Annotated in this window: 14 protein-coding genes; 3 read left to right on the plus strand and 11 right to left on the minus strand. The window is 63.7% G+C overall.

Going from position 1 to position 20203, the window contains the following annotated elements:
* Positions 1-2: 2 nt before the first annotated feature.
* From trpA to BC363_RS14290, 3 genes are read left to right on the plus strand one after another with little or no spacing between them, the layout of a single operon-like run.
* A complete protein-coding gene (gene trpA / locus BC363_RS14280; RefSeq protein ID WP_065781603.1) occupies positions 3-842 on the plus strand; it encodes a tryptophan synthase subunit alpha in 840 nt (279 codons plus the stop codon).
* Positions 843-892: 50 nt separating this feature from the next.
* A complete protein-coding gene (accD, locus tag BC363_RS14285) occupies positions 893-1810 on the plus strand; it encodes an acetyl-CoA carboxylase, carboxyltransferase subunit beta (protein WP_065781604.1) in 918 nt (305 codons plus the stop codon).
* 27 nt (positions 1811-1837) lie between these two features.
* The gene (locus BC363_RS14290; protein WP_065781605.1) at positions 1838-3181 is read left to right on the plus strand and encodes a folylpolyglutamate synthase/dihydrofolate synthase family protein; all 1344 of its coding nucleotides are present in this window, start codon (positions 1838-1840) and stop codon (positions 3179-3181) included.
* Between the two features lie 129 nt (positions 3182-3310).
* Here the strand turns inward: BC363_RS14290 and trxA are convergent, their stop codons facing one another.
* The 11 genes from trxA to BC363_RS14345 all read right to left on the minus strand — a co-directional run bounded on the left by trxA (position 3311) and on the right by BC363_RS14345 (position 20161).
* Entirely contained in the window at positions 3311-3634 is a 324-nt protein-coding gene (trxA, locus tag BC363_RS14295; protein WP_065781606.1) for a thioredoxin, read from the minus strand.
* 86 nt (positions 3635-3720) lie between these two features.
* The gene (gene addA / locus BC363_RS14300) at positions 3721-7290 is read right to left on the minus strand and encodes a double-strand break repair helicase AddA (protein WP_065781607.1); all 3570 of its coding nucleotides are present in this window, start codon (positions 7288-7290) and stop codon (positions 3721-3723) included.
* The gene (gene addB, locus BC363_RS14305; RefSeq protein WP_065781608.1) at positions 7280-10468 is read right to left on the minus strand and encodes a double-strand break repair protein AddB; all 3189 of its coding nucleotides are present in this window, start codon (positions 10466-10468) and stop codon (positions 7280-7282) included. Before addB ends, addA begins: the two co-directional genes overlap by 11 nt.
* Positions 10465-11196, minus strand: a complete 732-nt coding sequence (locus tag BC363_RS14310) for a nucleotidyltransferase family protein (protein ID WP_065781609.1) — start codon at positions 11194-11196, stop codon at positions 10465-10467. Before BC363_RS14310 ends, addB begins: the two co-directional genes overlap by 4 nt.
* Positions 11197-11206: 10 nt before the next feature.
* Positions 11207-12718 carry a tRNA (adenosine(37)-N6)-threonylcarbamoyltransferase complex ATPase subunit type 1 TsaE gene (gene tsaE / locus BC363_RS14315; RefSeq protein WP_065781610.1) on the minus strand — a complete coding sequence of 504 codons (1512 nt, stop codon included), beginning with the start codon at positions 12716-12718 and terminating at the stop codon, positions 11207-11209.
* Positions 12718-15198 (minus strand): PAS domain-containing sensor histidine kinase, encoded by a 2481-nt coding sequence (locus BC363_RS14320; RefSeq protein ID WP_065781611.1) that lies wholly within the window; start codon positions 15196-15198, stop codon positions 12718-12720. Before BC363_RS14320 ends, tsaE begins: the two co-directional genes overlap by 1 nt.
* A gap of 303 nt (positions 15199-15501) precedes the next feature.
* A complete protein-coding gene (ahcY, locus tag BC363_RS14325) occupies positions 15502-16902 on the minus strand; it encodes an adenosylhomocysteinase (RefSeq protein ID WP_065781612.1) in 1401 nt (466 codons plus the stop codon).
* Between the two features lie 168 nt (positions 16903-17070).
* The gene (locus BC363_RS14330; RefSeq protein ID WP_065781613.1) at positions 17071-17364 is read right to left on the minus strand and encodes an HPr family phosphocarrier protein; all 294 of its coding nucleotides are present in this window, start codon (positions 17362-17364) and stop codon (positions 17071-17073) included.
* A complete protein-coding gene (locus BC363_RS14335; protein WP_025425343.1) occupies positions 17361-17762 on the minus strand; it encodes a PTS sugar transporter subunit IIA in 402 nt (133 codons plus the stop codon). The genes BC363_RS14330 and BC363_RS14335 overlap by 4 nt, the downstream gene beginning before the upstream one ends.
* Positions 17763-17918: 156 nt before the next feature.
* A complete protein-coding gene (locus tag BC363_RS14340) occupies positions 17919-18377 on the minus strand; it encodes a serine kinase (RefSeq protein WP_083223412.1) in 459 nt (152 codons plus the stop codon).
* Positions 18374-20161 carry a sensor histidine kinase gene (locus tag BC363_RS14345; RefSeq protein WP_065781614.1) on the minus strand — a complete coding sequence of 596 codons (1788 nt, stop codon included), beginning with the start codon at positions 20159-20161 and terminating at the stop codon, positions 18374-18376. The genes BC363_RS14340 and BC363_RS14345 overlap by 4 nt, the downstream gene beginning before the upstream one ends.
* Between the last annotated feature and the right edge of the window lie 42 nt (positions 20162-20203).

Raw genomic sequence — 20203 nt, forward strand, 5'->3', positions numbered from 1 at the left:
TCATGACCGCACGCATGGACAGAAAGTTCGCCGATGTGGCGTCGGAAGGACGCCCGGTCCTTGTCACCTATTTCATGGGTGGCGACCCCGATTTCGAAACGTCCCTTTCCATCATGAAGGCACTGCCGAAGGCCGGTGCCGACGTCATCGAACTCGGCATGCCGTTTTCAGACCCGATGGCCGACGGACCGGCGATCCAGCTTGCCGGCCAGCGTTCGCTGAAGGGCGGCCAGACGTTGGCAAAGACGCTCGAGATCGCCCGCCGTTTTCGCGAGGAAGACCAGCGCACGCCGATCGTGCTGATGGGCTACTACAATCCGATCTACATCTATGGCGTCGATCGCTTCCTCACGGCTGCGCTGGACGCGGGCATCGACGGACTGATCGTTGTCGATCTGCCGCCGGAGATGGACGATGAGCTCTGCATCCCCGCGCTGCAGAAGGGCATCAGCTTCATTCGCCTGGCGACGCCGACGACGGATGACCGTCGTCTGCCGAAGGTTCTCGAAAATACCTCGGGCTTCGTGTATTACGTCTCGATGAACGGCATCACGGGCTCGGCGCTGCCGGATCCGTCGTTGATTGCCGGCGCGGTAGGGCGCATCAAGACCCATACGAAACTGCCGGTCTGCGTCGGGTTCGGCGTCAAGACGGCGGAACATGCAAGAGCCATCGGTGCATCGGCCGATGGCGTCGTCGTCGGTACGGCGATCGTCAATCAGATCGCGTCGAGCCTGACCGAAGAGGGCAAGGCAACGGACGCGACGGTACCGGGTGTCGAAGCGCTGGTAAGGGGCCTTTCGGCTGGCGTGCGGTCCGCACGGCTCGCCGCAGCCGAATAATTGCCTATATTAGCGCGCACAACCCGAAGAAAATCTTCAGGAGTCTATAAGTGAACTGGATCACAAACTACGTTCGGCCGAAAATCAATTCGATGCTGGGCCGCAGGGAAGTTCCGGAAAATCTCTGGATCAAGTGCCCTGAAACCGGCGAGATGGTGTACCACCGCGATCTCGAGGAAAACAAATGGGTCATCCCGCAGTCTGGCTTCCATATGAAGATGCCGGCCAAGGCGCGACTGAAGGATCTGTTCGACGGTGGTATCTACGAGGCCCTGCCGCAGCCGAAGGTGGCGCAGGACCCGTTGAAGTTCCGCGATTCCAAGAAATATGCCGACCGGCTTCGTGACAGCCGCACCAAGACCGAGCTGGAAGACACGATCGTGGCCGGCGTCGGTCGCGTCCAGGGCGTCAAGCTCGTCGGCGTGGTGCATGAGTTCAACTTCATCGGCGGTTCGCTCGGCATGGCCGCAGGCGAGGCGATCGTGAAGGCCTTCGAGAAGGCGATTGCGGAGAAGTGCCCGCTGGTCATCTTCCCGGCCTCCGGTGGCGCCCGCATGCAGGAAGGCATCCTGTCGCTGATGCAGCTGCCGCGCACGACCGTTGCGGTCAACATGCTGAAGGAAGCCGGCCTTCCCTATATCGTCGTGCTGACGAACCCGACGACCGGTGGTGTGACCGCCTCCTACGCCATGCTCGGCGACATTCATCTGGCTGAGCCCGGCGCCGAAATCGGCTTTGCCGGCAAGCGCGTGATCGAGCAGACGCTGCGCGAGAAGCTGCCGGAAGGCTTCCAGACGTCGGAATACCTGCTGGAACACGGCATGGTCGACATGGTCGTCAAGCGTCATGACATTCCGTCGACGCTCGCCCGTGTGCTGAAGATCCTGATGAAGAAGCCGGCCGATGCGGTCAAGCTCAACGGCGGCGGTGCGGAACCAGCGGCTCTGCCGGTTGCGGCAAGCGCATAGCATACGATTCTATCGGGGCAGGGCGAGATGACAGCGGTGGAAGCCAGCGAAGCAGGCTACGAGATCGAAAAACTCCTTGCCTTGCATCCGAAAGGCTTCGACCTGTCGTTGGACAGGATAACCCGGCTTCTGGCCGCGCTCGGCAATCCGCAGGACCGCCTGCCGCCGATCATCCACGTGGCCGGCACCAACGGCAAGGGCTCGGTCACCGCCTTCTCGCGGGCGGTGCTTGAGGCGGCGGGCTTGAGCGTTCACGTCCACACCTCTCCCCATCTGGTCAACTGGCACGAGCGCTACCGGCTCGGCGTCAAGGGCGGCAAGGGCAAGCTCGTCAGCGATCCCGTGCTTGCCGATGCGGTTCGACGCGTCGCGGAAGCCAATGGTGGCGAGAAGATCACCGTCTTCGAGATCCTGACCGCCGTCACCTTCGTCCTTTTTGCTGAACACCCGGCAGATGTCGCAATCATCGAGGTCGGTCTCGGTGGCCGCTTCGACGCGACCAACGTCATAGCCCGGCCGGCCGTCTCCGTGATCATGCCGATCTCGCTCGACCACCAGGCCTATCTCGGCGACCGCGTCGAGCTGATCGCGGCGGAAAAGGCCGGGATCATGAAGCGCGGCTGCCCCGTCGTCATCGGCCAGCAGGAAGAAGAGGGTGTCCGCGACGTCCTGACCTCGACCGCCGAGCGTCTCGGCTGTCCGACGTCCGTCTACGGTCAGGACTTCATGGCGCATGAGGAATTCGGCCGCCTTGTCTACCAGGACGAGCAGGGTCTGTCTGACCTTCCCTTGCCGAAGCTGCCCGGTCGGCACCAGTATGCCAATGCTGCCGCCGCCATTCGCGCCGTCAGGGCGGCCGGTTTCGACGTGCCGGATGCGGCCATCGAGCGCGGCGTTGCCGGGGTCGAGTGGCCCGGACGCCTGCAGCGTCTTGGCAGCGGCAAACTTGCCCACTACGGCCCGCAGGATGCTGAGATCTGGGTCGATGGCGGGCACAATCCCGGTGCCGGCCTGGTAATTGCCGAAGCGATGGCGAATTTCGAAGAGCGGGAGTCCCGCCCGCTATTCCTGATCATCGGCATGATCAACACCAAGGATCCGCTCGGTTACTTCCGCGCCTTCCTCGATCTTGCCGAACAGGTCTTCACCGTGCCGATCCGTGGCTCTGATGCAGGGCTCGATCCCGTGGCCTTGGCGCAGGATGCGGCCTCGGTCGGTTTCGAGGCGTCGGCCGTATCATCGGTGGCCGAAGCATTGACGGTCATTGCCAATCTGGTCGACGAAGACCCGGTGCCGCCACGCATCCTGATCGGCGGTTCGCTCTATCTCGTCGGCGACGTGCTTGCCGACAACGGCACTCCACCGAAGTGATCGGGCACCCGTGTCGGGCATCGCATTGATCGTTGCAGCACGACATTCTCGCTGAATCTACCGGGCAGTCTTCAAGGCAAGAAAAAAGCCCGGCAAGCCGGGCTTTGAAGTCGCTTCGATAGGATTGCCTTAAGCGGACGCAGTCGAAATCCAGGACGTCAGAGCCGTCTTCGGAGCAGCGCCAACCTTGATGTCGGCAACTTCACCAGCCTTGAACATCGCAAGCGTCGGGATCGAGCGCACGCCATACTGCGCGGCCAGTTCCGGGTTCTCGTCGATGTTCAGCTTCACGACCTTGACCTTGCCGGCGAACTCGTTGGAGATTTCCTCAAGGCTCGGCGCGATCATTTTGCACGGGCCGCACCATTCAGCCCAGAAATCGACAACCACCGGCTCGGCGGCGTTCAGCACTTCCTGCTGAAAATTGGATGTATCGACTTTTACAGTAGCCATCGGCTGCTCCTTGCGTTCGAAATGTCGGTGTCCAGATGTTGTGTCTCATGTGAGACCGTCCCGCTGGATTTTCAATATCGGGTATCTCACTTTGTCGCGAGGTCTTCAAGGCTCCTGTCCAGCGCCCTATCCTCAAGCAGGTGGATGATGGGGCCTTCGGTGAAGATCAACGCACACTGGAAGCGGTGCGCGGGATAGAGCGGCCGCAGCAGCTCACGATAGATCGCAAGCTGGGTCTTATAGGCAGCGGGGACATCATCGGGCGATGCCGGCACGCTGCGGTTGGTCTTGAAGTCGGCGATGGTGACGACGCCGTTCGCCACCGAAAGCCGGTCGATCCGGCCGGACACCGCGAATTCCCGGTTGCCGAGCTTCAAGGTGCCCATCACCGAGACTTCGGCACGGCTCGCGTCGGAAAAGAGCGATCGCAGGTCGCCATGGTCGAGGACCTGCAGGACCGCATCACGCAGGCGTGCGCGCTGTGCTTCGGGCCAGCGTGGCACCGAGCGGGCGAGATATCGGTCCGCCGCCGCCAGGCGTTCGGAAGGGGTGATCGACGGCAGGACCTGCAGCAGCCGGTGCAGGATGGCGCCGCGCAGCATCGAGGCATTGGCTGGCGTCTTCTCGGAAAACAGCGCCGAGCCGACGATCATGCCGCCGTCGTCCTCATCGACCGCAATGCCGACGCCCGATGGGCTGAGCGGTCGCGGCAACCGCCGCGGCGGCGGCAGCGGCGTGGAAAGCGCGATCGGCAGGCCGGTCTTCGGGGGAGCTGTGAGGTCGGAAGCTTCATCGCCTGACGGCACCTCGCGTGGCACATGCGCTTCTCGCCAGGAGTGCCCCACCCATTCCTCATCTCCCGCCTTGAAGGTGACGGGCGTGCTGCGTCCATTGTCGTCCTGGGACAGGCTTGCCTGCACCATGGCGTGCCAGGTGTCGGCACTGGCCCGTTGCCCTCGATACCCGCAGACCACCAGCCGGTCGGCCGCACGGGTCATGCCCACGTAAAGCAGGCGGCGGTACTCTTCTTCGGCCAGCGTCTTCAGACGGTCGCTGTCGGCGGCGATGAGCGAGTTCGATGCCGAGCCGGGGGCTCGCCAGACGGGCAGGGGAAAGCTCGAGCCATCCGAAAGCGGCATCTCCAGGAAGCGAAGATCGGGCACGTGCTGGGCGTTGAACGGCTTGCCGCCGCCGTCGACCAGAAACACGACCGGCGCCTCCAGACCCTTGGCCGCGTGCACCGTCATGATCCGGACTTCGTCGCGCTCCTTGTCCTGCTCGCGCTTGACGGTCGGCGCCTCGATTTCGAGCGTCGAGATGAAGGCCTGCAGCCCGGGCAGGCCGCTTCTTTCGTGTTCGAGTGCGAAGGTCAGGAACTCGTCGAGAATGTCGCTCACTTCGCTGCCAAGACGGGCAAGAAACGCCGCGCGCCCGCCGTGGACGCCAAGCACGCGCGCATAGAAGTCATGCGGCGCCAACTGCTGCGAGAGGGCAGCATAGCGAAGAAGCGTCTTGACGCTTCCTTCATGGGAGGAGCCTTCCTCGGCCGCGGAGTCCTGCAGCCTCTGCCAGAGGCTCGCGCCCTCATCCCGCCGGGCCGCCAGTTCGAACAACGTGTCCTCGTCGACATCAAACAGGGGGCTCTTCAACAGCGCTGCCAGCGATAGGTCGTCCTCCGGCAGCAGCATGAAGCGCCCGAGCGCCAGCAGGTCCTGGATGGCGATATGGCTCGTCAGAACCAGCCGGTCGGCACCGGCGACGGGAATGTCGCTGCGTCGCTTCAGGGCACGCGTCAGCGCGTTGACGAAGGCGTCGCGCTTTCTGACGAGCACGATCACGTCGCCCGGGCGCATGGCGCGCCGCACGCCCTTCTCGATGATCGTCTCGCGCCCGATCCAGCTGTCGAGCACGGCAGCAATGCGCCGGGCGAGAATGTTGACCGGTGCCGTTTCCGGCGTGGCATCGAAGGGTGCCGTCCATTCGTCGTCAGTCGTCGTCGGCTCGGCTGCGATCACGTCCCAGATATCGACGGCACCGGGATGGCCGATGCGGTTCGAGGCATGCACGACCGCTTCGTTCTGGGCGCTGAGCCCGCGCGCATGCGCCGGGTTGGCAAAGACGGTGTCGACGGCGGAGAGCACATCGACGGTGGAGCGGAAGGAGAGCTGCAGCCGGATCGGACTGAACGCCTTGCCACCATCGCGAACGCGCCGCTCAGTCTCGATGCTTTCGCGCGAGAAGCGCTCCGGGCGTGCGCCCTGGAAGGAATAGATCGACTGCTTCTCGTCGCCGACGGCAAACATCGTGCGATCGGTGCCGCGGGCGCTGTCGCCGGAGAAGAAATCCGCCGCCAGCGCCTGGATGATCGTCCATTGCATCGGGCTCGTATCCTGGGCCTCGTCGACAAGGATGTGGTCGATGCCCTGGTCGAGCTTGTAGTGAACCCAGGCGCTGACGTCGCCGCGCGCGAACAGGCTCGCGGTCCGATTGATCAGATCCTCGAAATCGAGCTGGCTGCGGGTGCGCTTGAGCGCTTCATAGTCGTTGTTGAGCCGATCGGCGAGCGTGAGCGCCGAGAGCGTCGCCTCGTACATCTGGACGATGCTCAGCCGGTCGGCGTAGGCGACCACATGATCGCGGGCGGCTTCGACGAGCTCGAGCAGGTCCGGCGCAGCCTGAAGCATCGCCTTGTTGACGAAGGCGGAATCGGCGCGCGGCTTGCCGGTGCCAGTAAAAAACAGCTCCTGCAGGCCTTCGTAGCGAGCCATAGGATCGACAAGCTTCGCCGTCGCGCGCAGTCCTTCGGCGAAATCGAGCACCTTGGCGCCGCCGGCGCTGGCGGCAAGCGATAGGTAACGTTCGAGGGCCGCTCCGTTCAAGCCGGCAAGCGGCCAGACGCTTTCCAGAATGTGCTCGACACTGTCCTCAGGCTCAAGCTTGAGGGCTGTGCGCAACTGCACGGCGATGCCACCATGGGCGTCGGCATGGTCGAGAAAAGCCTGTATAGCGGTGCGGTTGGAAACGATCGCAGCCAGCAGCTTCTCAAGCCCCGTGTCGTCGGCAAGCTCGAGCACGGTGGCAAAGGCATCGGCAAGCGCCGCATCGCCGTCCGCTGTCGTCGCCGTCAGCAGGGCGCGGCGCGCATCTGCCAAGAGCACCGTGGCTGCGCGGTCATCGAGAACCGAGAAATGCCCGGCAACGTTCGCCTCCAGCGGAAACTGGTGCAGCAGCGCCTCGCAGAAGGCATGGATGGTCTGGATCTTCAGCCCGCCGGGCGTTTCGAGCGCCCGCGCAAACAGCCGCCGCGCCTCCTGGAGCTTCAGGCGCGAAGGCCGCTCGCCTTCGATTGCCTCGATCCGCTTTTCCAGTGCCTCATCGCCGAGCGTCACCCATTCGGCAAGGCGTTCGAAGACACGGTTGGACATTTCGGAGGCCGCCGCCTTGGTATAGGTGAGGCAGAGGATGGCAGAGGGCCTGCAGCCCGCGAGCAACAGGCGGATGACGCGCTGCGTCAGGACATGGGTCTTGCCTGATCCGGCATTGGCGGAAACCCAGGCGGAGCGGGCGGGGTCGGAGGCAAGCGATTGCCGGCGCGATGTCCAGTCGAGCCAGGCTTCGGGCGTCCTTTCGTCGGGGCCGGCGCTTTCATCCCTCATCGCTGTCATCCTCGCTGTCGGCGGTCGACCATTCCGCAACACGGGCCAGATGGTCGTATTCGCCGCCGTAGTCGCGCTCCTTCTGGACGATCAGGCGTGAGGCAAAGCCGTGCCTGCCCGACATCAGGGCGGTCAGCAGCTTCCGCAGTTCGGTCAACGCTTCGTCGGCCAGTTGATCGGCCGATTTCGTTTCCTTCGCCCGGCTGTTTTCGTTGTTGACCGCTTCCACCTTGAAGCGGGAGCCGGGTTTCAACCTGATATAGAGCAGCGATTGCGGGTGGCCGGAACCCATGCCCTTGAACGCACCGGCCTTGAGCGCCGCAGCTTCGAGCGCAAGCTGCGGATCGAGCAGCACGCGCGCTTCCTTGATCGAAGGGCTGGAGCCGGTCTTGTAGTCGATGATCTCCACCGTGCCGTCGGTCAGCGTGTCGAGCCGGTCGGCGATACCGGTCAGGCGAATGTCGGCCACGCCGATGTCCATCGATGCTGCAACCTCGGTCAATGGCTTGCGAATAAACCGCGCCCGCTCTCGTTCCCAGGCGAGGAATGCCTTGCCGACGGCGGCGAAGCGCGGCCGCCATATGGTGTCGATATGGGCTGGCAGTCGCTCTTCGTCGAAGGCCTCGTTGAGCAGGCGGACCATCGCCTCGTCGGCAGCGGGCGACAGGATGTCAAAACCGCCGCGCACGAAGCGATCGACGATGCGATGATAGAGCGTGCCGCGTTCCGACGCACCCGGATCGCGGTTGAATGGGTCGAGCGGATGCAGCCGCAGGATCCGGCGCGCATAGATCGAATAGGGATCGCGTCGAAGCCGCGAGACTTCGCTGAACGAGTATTTGCGCGGCTGCAGCTCGACCGGCGGCCTGGGCGCCGGGCGTTCGGCCAGTGCCTGGCGCCCGCCCTTGTCGAGCATCCGTGCCCATAGGAGATAGTCGCTGCCGTTCGATCGCAGGTTCTCTGCCAGTCGTTTGCCGCCGAGCGCCAGCAGTCGCTGCAGCCATCGCGACGCCACGGTGGGCGCCGATCCCTGCCGCATCGATCGGCTGAGGATGAGTTTGCGCGTGCCGCACGCCATCTGGAAGTCGTGGGCGAGCTGGCCGATGCGGCGTTCCGGCGGCTCGAGGCCGATCCCGGTTTTCATCGTTCGGGAGAGGAAGGGATCATTGGCGGTTTGTCCCGGCCAGTTGCCTTCGTTCATGCCGCCGAGCACCACAAGATCCATGCTCTGCAGGCGCGATTCCAACGCGCCGAAGATGAAGACGCGGGGGTGGCGCATCGAGCGTGGCTTGACCGCCTCGCTGGCGGCGAGCGCCTCCATGATGTCGCACCATTGCGGTCCGTCGGCATCCATCTGACCCTCGGTCTCGATGATGCCGCGCAGCAGCGTTGCCAGGGCTTCGCCCGCCTCGCCGGACCAGAGGCTGCTCAAGTCGGCGCGCTCGTCGCCGCAGACCGCTTCCAGCGCCTGGCCGGTTCGTGTTGCCCATTCGGCAAAGGTGAACGTCTCGGAGAAGGGGCGGCGACCATCACTGCGCCGAACCAGCGCACCGGCGAGCGGCTCCGTCGCCATTTTTACGCGGGCCGCCAGGTCTCGCGCTGCGAGGATGTCGTCTTCGGTGATACCGATCCGCCATTCCGGCGGATGGCGATCCTTCTTGTGGTGGACGGCAGCCTGTTCGAGCAGCGGCTCCAGCAGCGAGATGTCGGCGATATCAGTGCCGCTGCGCAGCGCCAGCCGCTCCAGCACATCGGCGCTGCGGCGCATCTCTGCCTTCGGCAGGCCGAAGCGGGCGAGCGGATGTTTGAACAGCGCCACCAGCGGCACCGGATCGCCGGGGCGCAGGCTCGCCTCCAACAAAAGCCGCATCAGCGTGCCCGCCGCCGTGGAGGCGAGCGGCGTGCCGGCGGAATCGTCGGCTTCGATATCGAAACGTGCCAGTTCCGCACCGACCCGGCGCGCGAGATTTCGGTCGGGGGTGATCAGGGCCGCCTGGCTGTCGTCGCTGCCCTCAAGCGCCAGCCGCAGCGCGATCGCGATCGCGGTCGCCTCCTCGCGTTCGTTGGCGGTTTCGATCAGGGCGACGTCGCCAAACGCGCGCTGCAATGTTTCGGGCTTGAGTTCGTTGCGGGTCTCGGTCCAGCCGTTCGTCGCCTTCGCCGGCAGCAGCGCATGCGACAGGATTTCGCTGCGATCTGTGAGCCCGGCATCGGCCTCATCGAGGGCTGGCACATCTTGGCGCTCGACATGCATGCGTTGCAGCAGGCGGTGAAAGCCATATTGCGGGTGGCTGCGGCTTGCCGGATCGGGTCTGCCGCCGGCGGCGGCGGTCTCGCCGATGATCATGCCCCATTCGGCATCGGTCATCGTCTGGTCGAGCCCCGGCAGCACGATGGTGCCGTTGGGCAGCTTCTGGACCGCGGCAATCAGGGCGGCCGTCGCCGGGATCGAACCGGTCGAACCGGCGATGATGATCGGCCCCTGGAGGGCGCCGGCGGCGATGCGTTGCGTCTCGGCCTGCAGGATGGCGTTGCGATGCCGTGCCGGTGAGGATTGCTTCAGTTCTTCCAGTCGCTCCGGCCAGTAGGTGCGGGCGATCTTCAGGAATTCGAGCGTCAGCTGCCACCACAGCGCATGTTCGCCGGCGTCGAGACTGTCGAGCTCATCCCAGTCGAGTTCTTCCGTCTCCATCGCGTCGATGAGTTCGGCCAGATTGCGCGCCAGCCAGATGGCGTCCGCGGGGCTTGCGGGGGCAATCAGCGGGCTTTCCGCGTGAATGTCGAGCACCACCTTTGGCAACCGGTTGCGCCAGGCAAGGATAAGCCGGCCGAGCTCGATGAGGCGCGCGGTGCCGGGCAGGGGCGGCGCCAGATCGAGGATCGCCGGCACTTCCGCATCGAAGAAGCCGCTGTCGTCGTCGGTTTCGCCGAGTGCCCGGATCGTCGGCAGGATCGCCGAACGGCCGCCGAGCAGATCGACGAATTCGGAGCGCAGCACGCGGGCGGAGCGGCGGGTGGGAACGAAGATCGTCACGCCTGCAAGCGGCAACGGATCCGCGGGGTCGTAGCGAAAATCCGGTGTCAGCGTGCCGTCGCAGAGTTTGCGCGCCAGTGTCTTCAGGAAGGGCAGGCCCGGCGGGATCGTGAAGACGTTGGGCTCGCGATAGGACACGCTCACCCTCCCGGCTGACAGCGACGAATCGCGGCTTCAGCGTCTTCGATTGCCTCCGGCGTGCCCACCGTCATCCAGTGACCGTTGAGCACAATGCCGAACAGTCGCCCTTCGGCAATCGCCCGATCGAAATAGACGTTCAGGTTGAACGCATCGTCCGGCGCATCGGCAAACAGTTTCTTATCGAGCGCGATCGCGCCGGCATAGACCACGGGATTGTCCATGCCCTCGGCATAGCGGACGAGGCGGCCATCCGTATCGAGCGAAAAGTCCTTCTTGCCGTTGTGTCCGGTTGTATCCTCGTCACGCACGCAAAGCAGCGCCATATCCATGCGGTCCGGATCGAAGAAGCTGGCGAGCCGCTGGAGATTGCTGGGCTCGCCCGCATCCTCGCCGACCCAGAAGAGATCGGCGTTCATCACCAGAACAGGCCCATCGGCAAGCAGCTTCAAGCCCTTGACCAGGCCACCGCCCGAATTCATCAGCGTGTCGCGTTCGTCGGAGATCACGATCTCGGGCGCCGCGCGCTGTGCCAGATGTGCCTCCATCTGGTCGGCGAAATGGTGGACGTTGACGGCTGCCCTGGTGACGCCAGCGTTCACCAGCAGATCGAGAACGTAATCGATCATCGGCTTGCCGGCGATCTTCACCAATGGCTTCGGGATAGTGTTGGTGATCGGGCGTAGGCGGGTACCGAGGCCCGCCGCGAGCACCATCGCATTGCTGATCGACATTGCTTCTCTGTCAGTTCGCTGATTCGGGAACGATGATCCCCGTCTTCATACACCAGTCGCGCAAGGGTTTCAGCGCTTCGTGCAGGAGGGCGACTTCGAGATAGGCGAAAGTGCGCGGCATATGTTTCATGTAGCCGGGTTTACCGTCCCGCTGCATCAGCCGCACCCAGATGCCGACAAGCTTGCAGTTGCGCTGCGCCGACATCAGATGCCAGTCGCGAAGGAACAGGGCTTCTTCGAACGGGCCGGCGGCGCGGCGATCGCCGAGATAGGCATCCATCATTCGGCTCGCCAGCGCCGGCTCGATCGTCACCCGGGCGTCCTGCACCAGCGACGCCACGTCATAGGCCGTCGGGCCGATCATCGCATCCTGAAAATCGATCAGGCCGATACGTTGGATACCTTTGTGTTCGGGACGCCAGATGATGTTCGGCGAATGAAAGTCGCGCAGCAGCAGGTTCTTCTCGGACGTCTCGAGGAGGTCGATGAGATCGTCCCAGATCGCGGCGTATTCCTGCTTTTCCTGTTCCGTCGCCGGCTCGCCGCGTTTCCACGGCAGGTACCAGTCGGTGAGCAGCCGCGTCTCGATCTTCATCGCCGTCCGGTCGAAATCAGGGATATGGTGCTCGACGCCGCCAGAGAGCGTGATATCGCGCCTTGCCGGTGTGGCATGAAGCCTGGCGAGCAACCGCGCGCCTTCGACGTAGCGTGCCTCGATCGGCCTTCCGGCATCGTCAAGGACGCCTTCGGAACCGAGGTCTTCGATCAGCAAAATTCCCTGGTCGAGATCGCGTGCGTAGATCGTCGGCGCCGCAAAGCCCCGTTCTCTCAGGAGCTCGTCGATGGCAACGAAGGGGATCACATCCTCGGCGAGATGCGCGAGTTGCTGGTAGTACTTGCCGTCCTCCAGGATGGGACCGGGCTTATGCCGCGCGGCATCCATCAGGATCCTGGCTGGAAGGCCGTCTCGGCCGTCGACGCGCTCGTATGCCCGCACCGAGGCATCGCCGCTCAGGTGCCGTCGCCGCGCGTCTGCAAAACCGTTTTGTGCAAGGAAGTCGCGGATCGCCAGCGAGCGCGCAATGCGCTGCAGGGCATCCTCGGGGCCGGCGATGCTGACGGTCCGTCCGGCCGCTTCGTGGATGATCGACAGCACGATCCTGCCTGCGGGCAACGCCTCATCGGCTCTCTCGGGCCATTCGACAAGGCAGACGCCGAGAGACAGCGCTTCATCGAAGCCGAGTTCGTCGAGTTCGCTGGCGTCGGCGAGGCGATAGAGATCGAAATGCGCCACGGGAATGCGCAGCTCGTAACTCTGCACAAGCGTAAAGGTCGGGCTCGGGACTTCCAGGCCGTCATCATCGGCAACGGCGCGCAGGAAGGCGCGTGCGAGTGTCGATTTTCCAGCGCCAAGATCGCCCGACAGGGCAAGGCAGTCGCCCACCTTCAGCGCCAGAGCCAGGTCTTCGCCGAGCCGGATCGTGGCGGCCTCGTCCTTCAGGAAGCGTTCGATCGGTTGCATTATTCCGCCGCGACGATCTTCGGGATCTCCGCCGAAGGAATGCGGCAGCTCACCTCGGTGCCTTCGCCCTCGTGGCTGCGGATCGATACGGTGCCGTGGTGAAGGCTGACGAAGCTCTCGACGATCGAAAGGCCGAGGCCGGCGCCGCCGCGCTGGCCGTGGCTTTCGAAGCGGTTGAACACCGTATCGAGCACATCCTGGGGGATGCCTGGTCCGCTATCTGAAACGGAGAAGACGAAGTCTCCACCTTCGCGCCGGCAGGTCAGTTCGATGACGCTACCGTCAGGTGCAAAGTTGGCGGCGTTGGTCAAAAGCTTGATGAAGATCTGCTTCAGCCGCTGCTGGTCGGCGACCATGCGACCGAGGTTGTCGGGTGCCGCAATGCGCAGCGTCACGCCGCCTTCGACCAGCCGGTCCGCCATCTGGTGGGCGATGTCGTCGAGGAAGTCGGTGAGATTGATCTCCGACATGTCGAGCTCGACGATGCCGGCATCGACGGTGGCAAGGTCGAGAATGTCGTTGACGATGGTCAGAAGCAGCGACGAGGACGTGGCGATGTGGTCGACATATTCCGCCTGGCGATCGTTGAGGTCGCCGAAGGCAGGCGTCTTCAGGAGATCGGCAAAACCGATGATGTTGGTGAGCGGCGAGCGCAGCTCGTAGGACACGTGATGAACGAAGTCGTTCTTCAGCGCATCCGCCTTGCGCAGCGCATCGTTCTTCTCGGTCAGGGCCCGTTCGACCCGAACGCTGTCGGTGATGTTGACGAAGGTCAGCATCGTCTGGGCGTTCGGCAGCGGAATGACGGCGAAGTCGAGGATCAGGCCGGTTCTGAGTTCAAGAATGCCACGGCTTGAGGGCCGCTCGTCGTCGAAGCTGGTGATGATATGGGAGAACCGTTTCCAGCCGTCCGGCTGGTCGTAGGACATGAGGCAGGCCTGCTCGATCGCGCGGATATGGGTGCCCGGCTGCGCCTCGGTCTCGTTGATGCCCCAGATCGCGCGGAAGGCCGGGTTGGAGAGCCTGATGCGGCCATCGGGACCGAACACCGCAACGCCTTCGGCCAGATGGTCGATGGTCTCGCCCTGGACCTGCACCAGCGTGTTGTAGCGCGTTTCCAGATCGACCTTCTCGGTCAGGTTCTCGAACACCCAGGTGACGCCGCCTTGCGGCCGGGCCGTCGCAAACACTCGCAAGGTCTGGCCGTTCGGCAGGTGCCAGAGGTCGGATTGCGTATCGAGCGCCTGGTAGACGGAGAGCGCATTCGCCTTCCATTGTTTCCAGTTGAGCTGCTCGGGCAACTGACCGCCCGCGCGCAGGCGGTCGAGCACTTCGCCGTTGTCAGGCTTGCGCTCGAGGAAGCCCATGTCCAGATTCCAGAGGCGCTGGAAAGCCTGGTTGTAGAACTGCAGGCGCTGATTGCCGTCGAAGATGGCGACGGGCGTTGCGAGATGATCAAGCGTTTCCGCGTGGCTCTTGAGCGTGCGATTAAGCTCTTCCCGCACCGCCTCGACGCCGGAGACGTCGATGGCAATGCCGGTCGTTCCGGCTGGGCTGCGGGCGTCGACGACGTCGAGGAATGTGCGGTTGCCCCTGACGACGGTCGAAAGCTTGTCGCGGAACGGCGTGTCGAAGGTCGAGACGGCGCGGATCTTTTCGCGCGCAACCGTCGCCAGCAGTTCACGGCCCTCGGCAATGGCCGCAGCGACGTTGGGTGCTTCCACCGCATCGGCATAGGCCTCATTGACCCATGTCAGCGCTCCATCGGTGCCGCGCTGCCAGACCGGCAGGTCGATCGCGTCGAGCAGGGTGCGGAAGGACGTCAGCGAGTTGTTGAGGCGATCGCGCTCGAGCTTCAGCTCGGCGAGTTCGGCCCGCATGTTGTTGAGCGCGATGAAGCGCACGAAAGCGCGTCCGCCGGAAACGCGGCCCTGGGCTTCAAGGACCTCGTTGCGCTGTGTTTCGAGCACCAGATCGAAGCTGCGCGCCTGCGTGCGTAGAGTGTCGATCGCCTTTTCGAGCTCACTGGCGGAATGCGCCTTGATCCAGCGTCCGAACGCCAGGAATTCGCGATCGTCCGCCGGCGCCCCGGTTTCGGCCGGCAGCTGGCCGAGCAGTTCGGCCCGCTCGGCCAGCCCGTCCCAGATGACGATGCGGCGGTTCTTGTCGGCAATGAGCGCCTGGAAGCGCGAGAGGCGCTGATTGGCGTCGGAAAGGTCGGACCGCAGCTCGCGGTTTTCGGCCTCGATGTTGCCGCGCTGGCGGATCAGCCAGATTGCCGAGATCATCGCTGCGGAAACGACGCCGATGAGGACGGAGAAGGTGATGACTTCCGACGAGCCGAAGATACTCGCCTTCTGCACCGAGACCTGGGCGACCGCATCCGTTGCGGCGAAAAGCGCCGTGCAGGCCATCAGGCGGCGAAGGAGTACCGGGCCTCTGCGGCGAGCGCCCGATGAGGTTTCTTGTGCTGTTGTCATGGCGCTGCCGTCCCCATCTGCCCGAAGGGTGCTGCCGGCCCTGTAGTGCCATGCGCAGTTCCGGCGATCCCCTGAAGGGTTCGCGTCAGTTCCGATTGCATCCCCGGTCTGTCTCCGTCTGTTTGCCGCTTGCCGACAAGACATCCCACTCGCAACGCCCGAAGGTCCGCACCGGCATCACGAATCAATGGGTTAGAGCATACTTCGTTGACGAATCGCCGGGAAGGGAGCCGCCCAAAAAAGAGGCCGCGCTCTCTTGTCAAGAACGCGGCCACAACATGTTGTGGATTGCCCGGGTAACGATTAGTACCGGTAGTGTTCCGCCTTGAACGGACCCTGCTGGCCGACGCCGATATAGTCGGCCTGTTCCTGCGACAGTTCGGAGAGCTTCGCGCCGAGCTTGTTCAGGTGCAGGCGGGCGACCTTCTCGTCGAGTGCCTTCGGCAGAACGTAGACTTCGTTCTTGTAGTTCTCACCCTTGGTGAAGAGCTCGATCTGCGCCAGCACCTGGTTGGAGAACGAGGCGGACATCACGAAGGACGGGTGACCGGTGGCGTTGCCGAGGTTCAACAGGCGACCTTCCGACAGAAGGATCATGCGGTTGCCCTTCGGGAACTCGATCATGTCGACCTGCGGCTTGATGTTCGTCCACTTCAGGTTACGCAGCGCGGAGACCTGAATTTCGTTGTCGAAGTGGCCGATATTGCCGACGATCGCCATGTCCTTCATCTCGCGCATGTGGTCCATGCGGATGACGTCCTTGTTGCCGGTCGTGGTGATGAAGATGTCGGCAGACGAAACAACGTCTTCGAGCTGGACGACTTCGAAACCGTCCATGGCGGCCTGCAGGGCGCAGATCGGGTCGATTTCCGTGACCTTGACGCGGGCGCCGGCGCCGCTGAGCGAGGCTGCGGAGCCTTTGCCGACGTCGCCGTAGCCGCAGACAACGGCAACCTTGCCGGCCATCATCACGTCGGTGCCGCGGCGGATGCCGTCGACCAGCGATTCCTTGCAGCCGTACTTGTTGTCGAACTTCGACTTGGTGACGGAATCGTTGACGTTGATTGCCGGGAACGGCAGCAGGCCCTTGGCCTGGAGCTGGTACAGACGGTTGACGCCCGTGGTCGTTTCTTCGGTCACGCCCTTGATCGCGTCGCGCTGCTTGGTGAAGAAGCCCGGCGAAGCCTGGAGGCGCTTCTTGATCTGCGCGAACAGGATCTCTTCTTCTTCCGAACCCGGGTTGGAGAGAACGTCCTCGCCAGCTTCGGCGCGGGCGCCGAGCAGGATGTACATGGTCGCGTCGCCACCGTCGTCCAGGATCATGTTCGAGACGCCGCCGTCGGCCCACTGGAAGATCTTGTCGGTGTAGGTCCAGTATTCTTCGAGCGTTTCGCCCTTGACGGCGAAGACCGGGATGCCGCTGGCAGCGATGGCCGCAGCTGCATGGTCCTGGGTCGAGAAGATGTTGCACGAGGCCCAACGGATGTCGGCGCCCAGAACGGCGAGCGTTTCGATCAGCACGGCGGTCTGGATGGTCATGTGCAGCGAACCGGTGATCCGGGCGCCCTTCAGCGGCTTGGATGCGCCAAACTCTTCGCGGCAGGCCATCAGGCCCGGCATTTCCGTTTCGGCGATCGTAATTTCCTTGCGTCCGAAATCGGCAAGACCGATGTCGGCGACGATGTAATCCAGAGTGGTGGTCATGAAATTCTCCAGGCTAATCTCTTCAAGCCGCTCTGGCCCTCTGGCCATCCGGCGGCACGACAATGCCTCCCGCGCATACCATCGCGGTGAGAGTGCGATCGATCTATCAGGATTTCCGGGGCAGGGCAACCTCGATATAAAGAAGTCTTTATATCTTTATATTGTCGGTTACATTTCTTCGCCGAACTTGTCGCGCACCAGCGCGTCGAGCGCATTCAGCGCTTCTTCGGCCTGCACGCCGCTGGCGGTGACGCAAACGCTGGAACCGGTGCTGGCGGCCAGCATCATCAGGCCCATGATCGAGGTTCCCCCGACAGTGCTGCCGTCCTTCGACACCGTGATTTCGGCATCGTAGGCCTCGACTGTTTGGACGAACTTCGCCGAAGCGCGCGCATGGAGCCCGCGTTTGTTGACGATGAGAAGTTCGCGCGTCAGGGACATGTCGGGGCGATGGTCCATCATTTTCCACTCAGGACGCGGCTGGCGACATTGATGTATTTGCGTCCCGCCTCGGAGGCTTCCAGCAGGGCCTTGTCCATGTCGCTCTCGCCACGCACGCCGGCGAGCTTGATCAACATCGGCAGGTTGACGCCGGCGATGACTTCGACGGTGCCACTGCGCATGACCGAGATGGCGAGATTGGAGGGCGTGCCGCCGAACATGTCGGTGAGAATGATGACGCCGTGGCCCTCGTCGACATTGGTCACGGCGTCGAGGATATCCTGCCGACGCTGATCCATGTCGTCCTCGGGGCCGATGCAAACGGTCTCGATAGCTTTTTGCGGACCGACAACATGCTCGAGCGCATGCCGGAATTCCTCAGCCAGCTTGCCATGGGTGACAAGCACAAGTCCGATCATGGGTATCTTTTCTCCGACTGCACGCGCAATTCACTGATGGTCAGATATCGCAATGCAGCAATTTCGTCCACCTGTTGGGGCGGCCATCTTGGCAAGGAAAAGGCGAAGTGCAAGCCAAAAATGCCGAAAAACCAGCCCGGTTGCCTGCAACTATAGCTAAAATCCTAATTTTTCGGGTAGCAGTGCACGCAGAGCAGCAAGCATATGTACGCCATTTTCAATGGGAACGCGAACAATTGGCAGTCTACCACCGACGGGTAGGGGGAGTTCCTCGTTTTCCGGCGGCAGGCGCGGATCGAATGGCGCGCCGACGGGCAGGATTGCCCAATCCATAACCGCCGCCGGTACCGTCTCGAGCCTGGCAATGCCGGCGCCGCGGATCTCGATCAGGCCCTCGATCGACGCGGGGCAACGGGCGATGATCCGATCCTGCGCCAGGCAGAGCTCGACGCGATCGTCGGCGACCAGTGCCGCGAAATGCCCCATCTGGCGTGCCGCCGATATGCAGGCGAGCGCCAGCCTCGATTTGCCGATGCCGGAAGGCCCGGTTACCAGGAAGCCGGTCGTGCCCAGGACCATTGCCGTGCCGTGAACGTTGTCCCGCGGCGGCGTCACGCGTGCGGCTCCGCGGGCAGCGAAAGCACGAAGCGGGCGCCGACGATCTGCCCACCCGGGCCCATGACGTTCTCGGCCTTCAGCGTGCCGCCATGCGCTTCGGCGATCTGCCGGGAGATCGACAGGCCGAGGCCGGAGTTCTGGCCGAAGTCTTCGCCTTCCGGCCTGTCGGTGTAGAAGCGCTCGAAGATCCGGTCGATGTCTTCCGCCTGGATGCCGGGACCGTTGTCCTCGACATAGACGAGGCAGCGCGACCGGGAACGGGTGAGGCGCACGACGATGCGGCCGCCCTGTTCGGGCACGAAGGAGCGGGCGTTTTCGATCAGGTTGGTGATGATCTGACCGATGCGCAGCTCGTAACCGTTGATGGCGAAACGCGCCTTGGGGCTGTCCTTCCGGTCGATGACGAAATCGAGCAGCACCGGCTTCTTCTTGCTGCGGATCTGGCGGGAGATATCGACGAGATCGCCGAGCAGCCTTTCGAGGTCGACCACCTTGGCATCGCTGCGCGCCAGTTCCGCGTCGAGGCGCGAGGCGTCGGAGATATCGCTGATCAGGCGGTCGAGGCGACGGACGTCGTGCTGGATGACATCCATCAGCCGCTTTTTCGATTCGTCGGTGCGGGCAAGCGGCAGGGTTTCGACCGCGCTGCGCAGCGAGGTCAGCGGATTCTTCAGCTCATGGCTGACGTCGGCGGCAAAATTCTCGATCGCCGCGATCCGGTCGTACAGTGCGGTCGTCATCTCGCGCAGCGCGACCGACAGATTGCCGATTTCGTCCTGACGCGACGAGAAGTCCGGAATTTCTTCGCGCTCCTTGGCGCCGCCACGGCGCACCCGGATGGCGGCGGCCGAGAGGCGCCGCAGTGGGTTGGCGATCGTCGACGACAAGAGCAGCGACAGAATGACGTTGACGAGGGCGGCTACCCCGAACACGCGGATAATGGCGAGGCGCTCGGCATGCACGATCTTGTCGATGTCGCCAGCCTGGGTGGACAAGAGCAATACGCCGAGAACGGCGCGGGACCGCTGAACCGGCACTGCGACCGAGACGATGAGTTCGCCCTTCTCGGTCACACGGCGCACCGCACCACGCACGCCGGTCAGCGCGTTCATCACTTCCGGATAGATCGACCCGTTGCCGCCCGGCGGTTCCTTGTAGAGCGGCAGGTCGCCCGACTGCAGCAAGCGGTTGATCCAGCTTCCGAACTTTTCCTCGATACCGGTGGCTTCGGGATCTACGGGCGGCAGGTCGAAGCGCAACACCTGGCCGCCGCTATAGAGGTGGCGTGAATCGAGCAGCAGATCCGCGTCCGCGTCGAACAGGCGGGCGCGGGTGCGGGTCGGCGAGATCAGCCGCCTGAGGACCGGGGCAACCCGTTCCTGGATGATCGGAAAATCAAGGTCTTCGTCGCTCGGCAACGGCGTGATGCTCTGGCCGGCTTGCAGCTCCAGCAGTTTTTCGGGATCGATGGTGATCGAATTGGTGTCGACCGAGGCGGAGGCCGAAATGGCGCCGGCGATGATTTCGCCCTGGGTCAGCAGGCTTTCGACACGCGCGTCGATCAGGCCTTCGCGGAACTGGTTGAGATACATGATCCCGCCGACCAGGACCACGAGCGCGACGAGGTTGAAGAAGACGATTCGTCGCGTCAGGCTCGAAAAGACGGCGTTGCCGAACAGGCGGCGAATCAGCGTGAAGGAATACGCCCAGCGCCGCTGGCCGTTGCGGGCCGATGCCCGTCCGTCAAGTTCGTCGACATCGCCTTGCAAGACTTCCACCAAGTCTTTCCGCTCCTGCAGCGGATCACCCCCGCCGTATCTTCT

Origin of the sequence: Ensifer sp. LC384 (assembly GCF_001695865.1) — a bacterium.
Taxonomy (GTDB): Bacteria; Pseudomonadota; Alphaproteobacteria; order Rhizobiales; family Rhizobiaceae; genus Ensifer.